Origin of the sequence: Empedobacter sp. UBA6305, assembly GCF_002440405.1 — a bacterium.
Taxonomy (GTDB): Bacteria; Bacteroidota; Bacteroidia; order Flavobacteriales; family Weeksellaceae; genus Empedobacter; species Empedobacter falsenii_B.
In genome coordinates this window covers 89201-101896 of the sequence record NZ_DJTP01000016.1, presented here as the reverse complement: position 1 = coordinate 101896, position 12696 = coordinate 89201, and the positions used below count along the sequence as shown (strand labels likewise).

The 12696-nt window shown below is 33.1% G+C and carries 9 protein-coding genes and 1 tRNA gene; 3 read left to right on the top strand and 7 right to left on the bottom strand.

All coding sequences use genetic code 11. From position 1 onward, the window contains the following. Positions 1 to 14: 14 nt before the first annotated feature. Together B3M86_RS04120 and B3M86_RS04115 are read right to left on the bottom strand one after the other, a co-directional pair. Entirely contained in the window at positions 15 to 2162 is a 2148-nt protein-coding gene (locus tag B3M86_RS04120) for a TonB-dependent receptor (protein WP_291069291.1), read from the bottom strand. A 208-nt stretch (positions 2163 to 2370) separates the two neighbouring features. Then, positions 2371 to 3312: an endonuclease/exonuclease/phosphatase family protein gene (locus B3M86_RS04115; RefSeq protein WP_291046302.1), complete on the bottom strand. Its 942-nt coding sequence runs from the start codon at positions 3310 to 3312 to the stop codon at positions 2371 to 2373. A gap of 62 nt (positions 3313 to 3374) precedes the next feature. Between B3M86_RS04115 and B3M86_RS04110 the strand changes: the two genes are divergently transcribed. Both B3M86_RS04110 and purE read left to right on the top strand, forming a co-directional pair. Further along, on the top strand, positions 3375 to 4505 hold the full coding sequence (locus tag B3M86_RS04110) for a 5-(carboxyamino)imidazole ribonucleotide synthase (protein ID WP_291075444.1): 1131 nt from the start codon (positions 3375 to 3377) through the stop codon (positions 4503 to 4505). A 5-nt stretch (positions 4506 to 4510) separates the two neighbouring features. Beyond that, a complete protein-coding gene (gene purE, locus B3M86_RS04105; RefSeq protein ID WP_038333183.1) occupies positions 4511 to 5014 on the top strand; it encodes a 5-(carboxyamino)imidazole ribonucleotide mutase in 504 nt (167 codons plus the stop codon). A 57-nt stretch (positions 5015 to 5071) separates the two neighbouring features. Here the strand turns inward: purE and B3M86_RS04100 are convergent, their stop codons facing one another. The 4 genes from B3M86_RS04100 to B3M86_RS04085 form a co-directional block, all read right to left on the bottom strand. Beyond that, positions 5072 to 5716 carry a DUF4145 domain-containing protein gene (locus tag B3M86_RS04100; RefSeq protein ID WP_291046296.1) on the bottom strand — a complete coding sequence of 215 codons (645 nt, stop codon included), beginning with the start codon at positions 5714 to 5716 and terminating at the stop codon, positions 5072 to 5074. Between the two features lie 90 nt (positions 5717 to 5806). Further along, on the bottom strand, positions 5807 to 7966 hold the full coding sequence (locus B3M86_RS04095) for a SurA N-terminal domain-containing protein (protein WP_291075447.1): 2160 nt from the start codon (positions 7964 to 7966) through the stop codon (positions 5807 to 5809). 114 nt (positions 7967 to 8080) lie between these two features. After that, positions 8081 to 8680 (bottom strand): LPS export ABC transporter periplasmic protein LptC, encoded by a 600-nt coding sequence (gene lptC, locus B3M86_RS04090; RefSeq protein WP_221855718.1) that lies wholly within the window; start codon positions 8678 to 8680, stop codon positions 8081 to 8083. Positions 8681 to 8682: 2 nt separating this feature from the next. Continuing rightward, positions 8683 to 9966, bottom strand: a complete 1284-nt coding sequence (locus B3M86_RS04085) for an OmpP1/FadL family transporter (RefSeq protein ID WP_291046288.1) — start codon at positions 9964 to 9966, stop codon at positions 8683 to 8685. Between the two features lie 247 nt (positions 9967 to 10213). Between B3M86_RS04085 and B3M86_RS04080 the strand changes: the two genes are divergently transcribed. After that, positions 10214 to 10286: transfer RNA gene (locus tag B3M86_RS04080), tRNA-Phe, on the top strand. A 143-nt stretch (positions 10287 to 10429) separates the two neighbouring features. Here the strand turns inward: B3M86_RS04080 and B3M86_RS04075 are convergent. Continuing rightward, positions 10430 to 12694, bottom strand: a complete 2265-nt coding sequence (locus tag B3M86_RS04075; protein ID WP_125349916.1) for an aconitate hydratase — start codon at positions 12692 to 12694, stop codon at positions 10430 to 10432. Positions 12695 to 12696: the final 2 nt, after the last annotated feature.

The following is a 12696-nucleotide window of genomic DNA, read 5'->3' as shown; positions in this document are numbered from 1 at the left end:
GAGCTTTTAGCTTTTTATAAACGAATTCCAACTCCACCCAAAACATTAATTCCGGCTTGTGGAAAATAATATCCTCCTCCATAATAATAACCGTTTGATTCGTATTCTACATCAAATAAATTATTAATCAAGAACGAAAATTCAAGGTTTTTAATTCCTTTTACTTTTGGCGAATATCGAATCAAAAGATCCGAAACTAAATAACTATCTAATTTTCCATCTGCTGGTTCTGTATTTGATAAATATTGTTCACCAACATAATTATTCGTCAAATTAATCAATACATTTTTGAAAGGAACAGCTTCAAAACCGAAAGCAGAAATCACATCTGGTGAAAGCGCAATTTTTGTCTTTCCGTATTCTTTTACAGAAGAACTTCCATCAACATCCCAAACTTCCTCTTTGTAATTATTATGTTTGTTTTCGCTAAACGTAATATTTCCAAAAACATTCAAACGATTTGGAATAATCTTATAGTTTGCATCAAATTCGACTCCTCGTCTAAAACTTTTTCCTGAATTAATTCTTTTTCGACTTCCTACATCATTCAATTCTCCAGTTGGCACCAATTGATCACGGTAATCCATATAATACAAATTCGCACTCAAAGCAAGACGACCACTTTTTCTGTAACCCAATTCGTAATCTTGTAAAAATTCGGCTTTTGGTTTTTTATCTTTATCATTCAAACCTGCATAATCAATACGCAAAGGTTCACGTTGAGAAATTCCGTACGAAGCATACAATACATTTGAAGAATTGATTTTAAAATTTATTCCAGCTTTTGGATTCACAAAATTGAATGTATCCGAAAATGGTCTGAAATCTTCCTCATCATTTTTTCCATTTGGTAAATATTTCGCATCATAATCAACATAACGATATTGCAAATCACCAAACAATTCAAATTTATTCAATTGATACAATACTTTCGCATAAGCAGCCAATTGCTTTTTCACAGAACGATTGTTGTAATATTTGAAATCTTTATCCTTAAAACCTGTGCCTTTTACCCATAAGACATTTCCATAATGATCGCCATCATATTCGTTTGCAGATAATCCGAAAAATACTTTAAAATCGTTTAATTTTTGATTTTCAACTTCAAGATTAAAACCATAAAAATCATTATCAAGATATTCACGATTAATTAAATTTCTTTTTTCTGAAGTTAAATAATCCAATTTATAACGTTTCAAACTGCGATTATTTTTATAGCTCTCGTAATAACCTTTACCTTTTGTGTAATGAACTGTTAAATTTGATTTCCAATTATTCCCAAAATCTTGTAACCACGAAAGAAAATAATGATTTTGACGGTAATTATCAGTGTGATTTTTATAAAAACCTTCAACCTTTCCATTTTCGTCTAAAATTTCTCCTTCAAAATTATATGTTCTATCATTTTTTAAAGTTTCAGCATCTACACCACTCCATGCCTGATACGTTTGTTCTTTTCCAAACATATTCTGAAATCTAAACTTTGTTTTTTCATTCAATTCATATAGAGCTGTAAAATCATAAGAGATTAAATCTGACCAAGATCTGTCTACATATCCATCCGAATTTATCTTAGAAAAACGTCCATCAATACTCAATTTATTATTTAGTATTTTTCCCGTACCAGCCTGAACTGTATATTTTTGTGTTTTATAATTTCCGAAAGAAACATTTGCTTCTGCAAAAGGAACGGTAGACGGATTTTGAGATTCGATATTAACACTTGCTCCAAAAGAAGCCATTCCGTTTGATGAAGTTCCAACTCCTCTCTGAATTATCATAGAGCTTGTAGATGAAGCCAAATCTGGCATATTCACCCAAAAAACACCTTGAGATTCAGGATTATTAAGCGGAATTCCATTTAATGTAACGTTGATTGATTGTTCATTAAGTCCACGAATTTTGATAGACGAATAACCAATTCCTGTTCCTGTATCAGAAGTTATAGAAACAGACGTAGCAGAATTTAACAAATTTGGAACATCTTGTCCCAAATTCTTCTTTTGTAACATTTTATCAGTTACCTTTTCAACTGTAATCGGAAGTTTTTCGACAATTGAAACTTCTCCTAATTGAATTTCTTCTTTTTGAATAGAATCTTTTTCTTGTGCATAAAGAATAGATGCACCAAATAATGACAATAAAAAAATCGACCTTTTCATAATTAATTTTAAAAAATATTATGAAAGGAGCCATCTTACACTTTTATAATTTACGCGCGAATGTAATTTGGTGAAGTACCAGTTCCCTTAGCAGCATTACCTGCCCAGGTTCTTTGGGTATAATCTCAGCCTCTTGTAAAGAAGCACCCCTTTCGATTGAACTTCAAAGGTAATCTTTTTTTTGAAATTTAAAAATTAACCCAAATTCTTAATCTATTTTCAGTTCTGCAACAATCGGAAAATGATCTGATTTTATATCATCTCCACGATAAAAATTGGTCACTTTTATTTTTTTCGAAACCCAACATTGGTCGATATTTGTGCGGAAAATTGGAATAAAAGCATTCCAAGAATTATTCAATCCAAAACCAGAACGAGCATCTTTCATTTTATCCGATTGCACCAATTTGAAGTTCGGAGAATAAACTGTTGAATTCAAATCGCCAACTAAAATGATATTTTCATTCGGTAAAGCATCTATTTCCTGCTTCATTAATTCGTATTGTTTATTTCGTCTTTCAAAACGAGCCTGATTTGGTAATGGCGGAACTGGATGTGTCGCTAAAATACTAACAGACTTACCGTCTACAGAAATTTCCGCTAAAATAGAGGGATGCATCTCATCAATGTAATTTTTTGTAGACACTTTTTTAAATGGTATTTTAGAATAAATGGCAATTCCGAAATTGTTACTTCTAACTTCTTCTTTATAATATGGATACTCTTTTCTTATAAATTCTACATTTTTTTGCCAAGATGGAGTTAGTTCTTGCAAAACGATAACATCAGCAGTTTCTGTACCTAAATATTTTTGTAGATGCTGAAATTCATCATTCTGAGAAAAAATATTAATCGAAATAATCTTGAAATTAGATTGCTCACCTCTCGCATTTTCTCCAAAATAGAAATTTCCTAAATTTTTGTACGTAATAATCGGAATAGCAACGAGTGGAATCAACCACAAAATATTTTTCTTTTCTTGTTTACGAATCGAATAATTGTAAATCAAACACAAGAAAAAAGCAATAATTAGTGCATAAACAGAATATTGCACCAACATATCAAATACAAAGTATTGGTAAAAACTTCTACTCGATAAATAAATTCCCAGAAATACTAAAAATAAAATTTTACTCCACTTTGTTAACATCTCGTCAATACTTTTTTTGATCTCGTAAAAATAGAAATTATATTATTCATTAACTTCGCAATATGATAAAAATCGGAATTTTAGGAGGAGGACAATTGGGATATATGTTTTTGCAAAATGCATTACAATACCCTTGCGAGATTAGTATTTTAGATCCGGCTGCTGATGCACCTTGTGCACCACATGCACATCATTTTATACAAGGCGATTTCAAAGATTATGAAACAGTTGTCGCTTTTGGAAAAGATCTAGATGCAATCGGGATTGAAATTGAGCATGTTAATGTTGATGCTTTGCGTTATCTAAAATCTATTGGAAAGCGAGTTGTTCCAGACCCTGAGGCTTTAGCGATTATTCAAGACAAAGGAGTTCAGAAAGAATTTTATGTCAACAACAATATTCCGACTGCGCCTTATTTTAGATTAGATAATTGGGAAGAGTTGAAATCAAAACAAGACATCAATTATCCAATTTTCCAAAAATCAAGAAAAGATGGTTATGATGGAAAAGGTGTACAATTCTTAAAATCTGAAGCTGATTTAGACAAAATGCTTCAAGCACCTTCTATTTTCGAAACACCTGCCGATTTAGATCGCGAAATTGCAGTGGTTACAGTTGCCGATCATTCAGGAAATATCGTGACTTATCCAACCGTAGAATTTGTTATCAACGAAGAATATAATTTATTAGATTATTTATTAATGCCTTCTACACTTCCGAAAGAAATCACTGAACGTGCGGAACAAATTGCTCGCGATGTTGTAAAAGCATTGAAATCTTCAGGAGTTTTCGCAGTAGAAATGTTTGTTAACAAAGACCAATCTATTTGGGTTAACGAAACAGCTTCTCGTGTTCACAATTCGGGACATTCGACAATCGAAGCAACATATTCATCACAATTTGACCAAATGTTAAGAACCTTAATGCAATTACCACTTGGTTCTACAAAATTGTTTACAACTTCTGCTATGGTTAACTTAATTGGTGCTGAAGGAGAAACTGGATCAGCTGAAATAGAAAACATTGAAGAGTTATTAACAATACCAGGAACATTTTTACATTGGTACGCGAAAACAATCACAAAACCAGGTCGAAAAATGGGACACGTTACATTGGTTAACGATGATTTAAAACAATTAAAACAAAACATAAAACAAGTTAACGCAACGGTGAAAGTCGTAGCAAAAAAGTAACAACTATGGTAGGAATTATAATGGGAAGTGATAGCGATTTGCCTATCATGAAACAAGCTGCTGATCTATTAACAGAATTAAATATACCTTTCGAATTAACAATTGTTTCTGCGCATCGTACGCCACAACGTATGTTTGATTATGCAAAAACAGCGCACGAACGTGGAATAAATGTCATTATTGCTGGTGCAGGAGGCGCTGCACATTTGCCAGGAATGGTTGCATCAATTACGCCTCTTCCTGTAGTTGGTGTTCCAATTAAATCGTCTAATTCGATTGATGGTTGGGATTCTATTTTATCTATTTTGCAAATGCCAAATGGTATTCCAGTTGCTACAGTTGCAGTAAATGCAGCGAAGAATGCAGGAATTTTGGCTGCGCGTATTTTAGGAGCTACTAATCCAACTTTGCAAGAAAGGTTAATCCAATATCAAGAAGATTTACAAAAAGCCGTAGAAGCGAAAATAGAGCTTGTAAAAGGCGAATATCCGAATGGGTTTGATAAGTAAGATTTAAGAAATATTCTAATAGAAAAAGCATCAATTAAAAATTGATGCTTTTTTGCTTTATTCACCTATCTTTTTTAAACTTCTCAATTTACCAAGAAGAAATTCATATTGATATACTGCTTTCAAAATTTCTTTAGTAAATTCTATTGATATTTCCACTTCAAATTTACCTACCTCATTAAATGTATTTGATTCAATATGGGCGGCATCATTTCCAAGAAGTCTTAACTCTTGCATACCCTCAATTAATTCTTTTGGAATTAAAATTTTAGTTCCTAAATCTTGTAATTTTAAATATAAATTTTTTCCATCTACTTTTCTATCAAGACAAATCTCTTCTAAAGTTTTTCTAATCATTATAGCAGATGCTACAAAGCAATTATTTGAATGAGAAATAACTGCCTCTTGAAAAGCATTTATTACTTTTTCTGGAATATTTTCTTTATCAAAGGGTATTGTATCTGATGGATAAGTTAATATTATATCATTCATTGAATTATTATATACAAAGAATAAATGCCCTAAACAAGTTCTATTTGGACAACGTCGAAGTCCAAATGTTTTTGGATTTGAAAAAGTATCCTTTACATATACATCGGTACCTATAGACTCAAATGTTCCATTATGACCACAATGTGGGCATCTAATTGAAATTCTTGTTCCTTCCGAATTTTGAATATTTCCTTCTAATTTAAACTTCATTTATTTTAATATTAATAAAGATATCTATAAAACTAAAAACTCCCAAACTTATTAAGCTTGGGAGTTTTTTATTATAAGAAATTTTAAATCTTAACGTAAAGCTCTATCGCGGTTATCTACCACATCAGCAGCTTGAATCAATGATTGTAACAATGTTTGTTGGAAACGTCCTTGTAATTGACGGTTTAAATTATCCAAAATCATTGAACCTTTTTGATTCTTTTGAATTTGTTGATTTGAAGGAATAATGTAGAAAACTCCAGCATTACCTGCAATCGCTTTAGAAGATTGATTTGGTTTTACACCAAACGCAGCTCCTACAACTTTAGGCTCTAAACCAATTCCAGTTAAATTAGAATTAGAGAAGTTAACCGTAGCATTTCCTTTTTTCGCTCCAAATTTAGAAGCAAAAGCATTCAATCCACCATTCGCAACTTGCTCGTCAACCAATTTAGCAACTTTTTCGTGCATCAAAACTGGCTCTACATATTGACGAACAACACTTGGATGCGCCAAACCTTTGTCAAATTTTTCAACTAAATGAACAACGATGTAATCTCCTGTAGAAGATGTAAACAAGTTTGTTGCCCCTTTATCTGTTTTCTTGCCAAAAGCCCATTTTAAGATATCTCCGTCCTGATCGTTTGGAATATCTTGACCAATCGCAGCATAACGCTCAATACCTTCTGTTGTATTATTTAAATAACCACCTTTTTTCGCAGTATTTTTGAAATCATTCAATGATTTTCCTTCAACATTCTGAACATATGTTCTTGCATTTGTAAATGCTTTTTCTGTTGTCGCTTTAGAAGGCTCAATTGTTTTTACAATGTTTGCAACTTGATAAGCTGTTTTGTTTTTCGCATCATCAACTTTGATGATATGGAACCCAAATTGAGATTCTACCAAATCAACTGTTCCAACTGGTTTTGTAAAAATAAATCCATTGTAAGTTTGATCTAATTGATTGTTTTTTCCAACCCAACCAATGCTTCCTTTTTGTACAGCAGATGATTTATCATCAGATTTTGTTGAAGCTACTTCACCAAAAGAAGCTGGATTAGCTTTTACTTCAGCTAAAATTTGCTCAGCTAATTTTTTTGCTTCGTCTTTTGTACGTTTTACTCCGTTTCCAGCAGCACTTCCTGTATAAGAAACTAAGATGTGACTAGATTTTACAGAATCTTTTACTTCTTTCGATTTCGAAAGTTTGTATAATTGGTATGTATTTCCAATTTTGAAAGGTCCACCAATTTGTCCAACCGTAGCAGTTTTCAAGAAGTTTGTAGCTTCTGGTCCTAATTGAGCTTGTTCCAATTCTGCTTTTGTAAAATAATTTGGAATAAATGGTTTCTCAGAATTTTGAGTCACATAAACCGAATCACTTTTTGCAGAACCAAATGCTGCAATTGTATCTGTAACATTGTTTACTTCGTCATGAACAATTTGAGTTGACAGATACTTTTTGATGTTTGCTAAAGCAACAGCGTCATCAGCAGTCGAAGCTCCAGCAGGGAAATAAGTGTAACTTAATTTTACTAAACCTTCTGCTTTGAACAATTTTGGATATTTCGCTTCGTAAGCAGAAATTTCTTCGTCTGTTACTTTTACATTTAATTTTTTAGCCAAAGTTGCATAATCAACAAATGCATACTGAATATTTGCATTCGAAATATTGTATCCTTGTTGAATATCCGCTTCTTTACCTGTAACCGCTGTACCAGCCATTACATAACCAAAATATTTTTGAGATAAAATCTGTAATTTTATTTGTTCAGCAGTTTGCAACCAACCTCTATATTGTTGTTGCGCTTCTGGGCTTGATGCCGCATTCGCTTCTAATTGAGCAATCTGTTGTTGTGCTTCTGCACCAGATGCCATTCCGAAGTTTTGAGCTGTATAGCTCCAAAATTCATCATCAGAAACTTTTAAACCTAATTTTTCAGCATGTTGTTTCAACACTTTCTGACTAACTAAGCTGTTCCAAGTTTGTTGAGCAATTTGATTTGGAGTTGCAGTTTGACCTTGATTTTCGTACATCTTTTGTGTTTGATCGTACGCACTCTGATATTCTGCAATAACAATAGGTTCTCCGTTCACTGTACCAACTACAGACGGATCTCCAGTAAATAATTGTTTTATTTTTGAATTCTCTCCGAATAAATCTCCTGCAACGAAAGCTAACATTGCAACTCCGATTACCACGAAGATCAGCCAAGTTTTTTTACGAATTTCTCCTAAAACTGCCATTGTTTTATTTTAATGTTATTTCTATAATAGGTGGCGAAAATACGACAATACATTGAATAATAAAATAGAAGAAGCGACAAGTATGCGCTTTTTTGTTAATTTTTTTAACGCTCTTTAGAATTTTTGATTATCATCAACATACTTAAATCCTTGATTATTGAATAAAGTATAGGTTTCTAAATCGTCAGTAGCTTGCAAACCGTTTTTCGCTGTTAACGAATCGCCTTCCTTGCTAATTAAGTAAACTTCTTTCGATGTATAAACTGTTTTATTTTTCTTATTCCAAAATAATTGCTCGCTTTTCAACGAATCACCTTTCTCATTTACGATAATTACATTTCCTCTACCTTCGTAGATTCCTGTTACATCACTTAATCTTCCCCAATCTGCCTGAAAATAACCTGGTTTCACACTTCCTTTTTGATAAAAGTCAAGGTTTAAACCTTTTCTAAAAATCGTGTAAGGAGAATCTACGGTTGTATATTCTTCGATTAATGGTGAACGCAAATTACCCGAAATTCTTCCAGAATCTTTGTTGATAATATTTGCATTGATAAGTGTGCGTGTTGGGAATTCTACCTTCTTTTTACTGATAGGAGGAAGTTCTTTTTTACAAGAAAAAAGCAAAACGAAAACGCTAATCAGACCAAATACAATACTCGGTTTAATTAAAACTTTTTCGTTTGCTTTTTTATACAATTTTTGTTTGTCCAAAATTAGTCAATAACTCTTTTTCTAAACCAAATATCGTTAATATCAAATCCAACTTTAACTCCGAAATAATTTTCTTTGATTAAGTTGTTTGTTGTTTTTCCTTTTTGTCCGTACTCTAACGAAATATTCATCATAGAGCCATCATTTTGTTTTCCAATTGGAAATCCAAAACCTAAAGTTGCTCCATAAGCATCAATATCTGTTCCGTGAATAGAATACTGAGCTGATTGATAATACATCCCAGCGCGATACGTTACACGATTAAAATAACTTTTGTAACTGTTATAATCTGGAATCCAATATCCTCCAACTGCCAAACGTACATTGTTTTTGTAATCTACTGCAGAAGACATTGTAGTATTTTGACCTTCTAATGGTTGAGAGAAATCTTTCCAATTATTATATTTCGCTTCTACAGCTAACGACCACGTATTATCTTTAGAATATGATGCTCCTAAAGTAAATTGTTGTGGAATCTTAGTTTTTCCATTATCAATTCTAATAATAGAAATTGTATCTACAGAAGATTGTGTTGTTCCGATATATGTGTAAGAAGTTGTAAGATCTGTCACATCTGTTCTTAACTTAGTTCCTAATGTATAAGTAGCACCAATGTTTAAATTGTTATTTTTTCCAATTTTCTTCGTATACATAGATCCTAACGTAAATTGAGCACCACGATAGTTCGATTTATCGCTATAATCTACAGCTAAACTTGCTCCATCTACAGCTAAAATCTCGTTACGTTGCAACTCTCCGAAAAGATAATTAACACGCAAACCTAAAGAAAATCCTTTTGAAAGATTTCTTGAATAAAAAGCATGAAGACTATTTAACCCTCCATCACCTTTCATCTGTACAGTTTGTTTGATATTATTTTTCTCAGAAGTATTCATAATATCATATCCCAACGCTGTGTAAGGTTGAAAACCAACTCCAAAACTTCCTTTTTCACCAACTGGAAAAGCCAATGAAATATTAGAAACATTGAAACGACCTGCATTTTCTTTATCTGTTCCAGATTTGAAATTATAATTAGTTCCACTTCCACTTGCATTGAAAGTTGTCATACGCAAGTTTTGGTTTGCTGCAGGATTCGAAAAATTCGCACTTTGTCCAAAAGGATTCGTAGGAACCGTTGAGATACCGCCCATACCAGCTTGTTCAGTATTATTATCAAACAATTGCTCCCCTACTCCGTATGCCGAATAAGGTGAAACTGATATTGACTGAGCTTTTATTGTTACCACGCTAAATAGTGATAAACTACAAATAATCCACTTCATTATGAATGTATAATAGAATTCTAAGACGCAAATATGATGATTTGTTGCGAATTGTAAAAATTAGATTGCAAAAATGAGTTGTTAAATCTCTATTAAAATATTAAAACCACTCATTTTTTGCAAAGATAAAAATATTTTAAAATTTATTTCTCGGTAAATGAACAAGATAGCTTTTTCGTCTAAAAAATATTTTAAATAATGTTTGGTAGAACGGATTTTCGCTCTATATTTGCATCACAATTAAGGCGGTGCCTTAGCTCAGTTGGTAGAGCAAAGGACTGAAAATCCTTGTGTCCCTGGTTCGATTCCTGGAGGCACCACTGCTTAAAACCTCAATCAAATGATTGAGGTTTTTTTTGTTTTAGTATTTCAAATGTTAATAATATCTTAAAAAAAATATTTTCAATTAAAAAAAGCCGATGTAGAAATACATCGGCTTTTACTTTTTATGTTGAAATAATTATTACGCTTGTTGCGCTTTAATTAAATTTAATGCTGAACCAGCTTTGAACCATTCAATTTGTTGTGTATTGTATGTATGATTTGCTACAACTAAATCTTTAGATCCATCTGCATGAACAAACTCGATTGTTAAAGGTTTTTCTGGCGCAAATTCCGTTAAATCAATAAAGTTGATTGTATCATCTTCTTGTACTTTATCATAATCTGCTTTGTCAGCAAATGTCAACGCTAACATTCCTTGCTTTTTAAGATTTGTTTCGTGGATACGTGCAAAAGAACGTACTAAAACTGCAACAGCTCCTAAATGACGTGGTTGCATCGCCGCATGCTCACGAGAAGAACCTTCTCCATAGTTTTCGTCACCAACAATTACAGAAGGTACACCTGCCGCTTTATATGCACGTGCAGTATCTGGAACTGGTCCGTATTCTCCTGTTAATTGATTTTTAACTGAATTTGTTTCTTGGTTGAATGCATTTACGGCACCAATCAATGTATTATTCGAAATATTATCTAAGTGTCCACGGAAACGTAACCAAGGTCCAGCCATAGAAATATGGTCAGTTGTACATTTACCAAATGCTTTGATTAATAATTTAGCTCCAGTAATATTTTCACCATTCCAAGGTTTGAAACCTTCTAATAATTGTAAACGCTCAGAATTTGGATTTACGATCACTTCTACACGAGAACCATCTTCTACAGGTGCTTGATATCCATTATCTTCATAAGCATAACCTTTTGTTGGTAATTCCTCTCCTTTTGGAGCATCTAACATTACTTCTTCACCAAATTTATTGATTAATTTATCTGTTAATGGATTAAAATCTAAACGTCCAGAAATTGCAATCGCCGCAACCATTTCAGGCGATGTTACGAAAGCATATGTATTTGGATTTCCGTCCGCACGTTTTTTGAAATTACGGTTGAATGAATGAACGATTGTATTTTTTTCTTCTTTATCCGCACCTTCACGATCCCATTGACCAATACAAGGTCCACAAGCATTTGTAAAGATAACCGCATCTAAATCCTCGAAAGTTTTTAATAAACCATCACGATCCGCAGTATAACGAACTACCTCAGAACCAGGATTAATTCCAAAAGATGATTTCACTTCTAAACCTTTATCTAAAGCTTGTTGCGCAATCGAAGCTGCACGTGTTAAATCTTCGTAAGAAGAGTTTGTACAAGACCCTATTAATCCCCATTCTACATCTAAAGGCCAACCATTAGCTGCAGCAGTTTCTTTCATTTTAGAAACTGGTGTCATTAAATCTGGCGTAAAAGGACCATTCAAACGAGGCTCTAATTCAGATAAGTTAATTTCAATTAATTGATCATAGAAGTTTTCTGGATTTGCATAAACTTCATCATCAGAACGTAAATAAGATTTGTGAGCATTTGCAGCATCAGCAACATCATTACGATCAGTCGCTCTTAAATATCTTTCTGAAGCATCATCATAAGCGAAGATTGAAGTTGTTGCTCCAATTTCTGCACCCATATTACAAATTGTTCCTTTACCTGTTGCAGATAAAGACTCTGCTCCTTCTCCAAAATACTCTACAATTGCTCCTGTTCCACCTTTTACAGTTAAACGTCCAGCAACTTCTAAAATAACGTCTTTTGGAGCAGCCCAACCAGATAATTTACCCGTTAATTTAACTCCGATTAATTTTGGCATTTTTAATTCCCAAGCCATTCCAGACATTACATCAACAGCATCAGCACCACCAACACCAATTGCTACCATTCCTAATCCACCTGCATTTGGCGTGTGAGAATCGGTACCAATCATCATTCCTCCTGGAAATGCATAGTTTTCTAAAACTACTTGGTGAATAATTCCTGCTCCTGGTTTCCAGAATCCAATTCCATATTTATTAGAAACTGATTCTAAGAAATTAAATACTTCTGAAGATTTATTGATTGCCTCTTGTAGATCGGTTTTTGCACCAACTTTAGCTTGAATCAAGTGATCACAGTGAACCGTAGAAGGAACAGCCGTTTTGGTTTTTCCAGCTTGCATAAATTGCAACAAAGCCATTTGAGCAGTTGCATCTTGCATTGCTACACGATCTGGCGCAAAATCTACATAAGATTCTCCTCTTGTATACGCTTGTGTAGGTTTTCCGTCAAACAAGTGAGCATATAAAATTTTCTCTGAATAAGTCAAAGGGCGACCTACGATGGCTTTCGCAGCATCTACACGTTCTTGCATTTTTGCATAAACGCCTTTAATCATATTTATATCAAATGCCATAA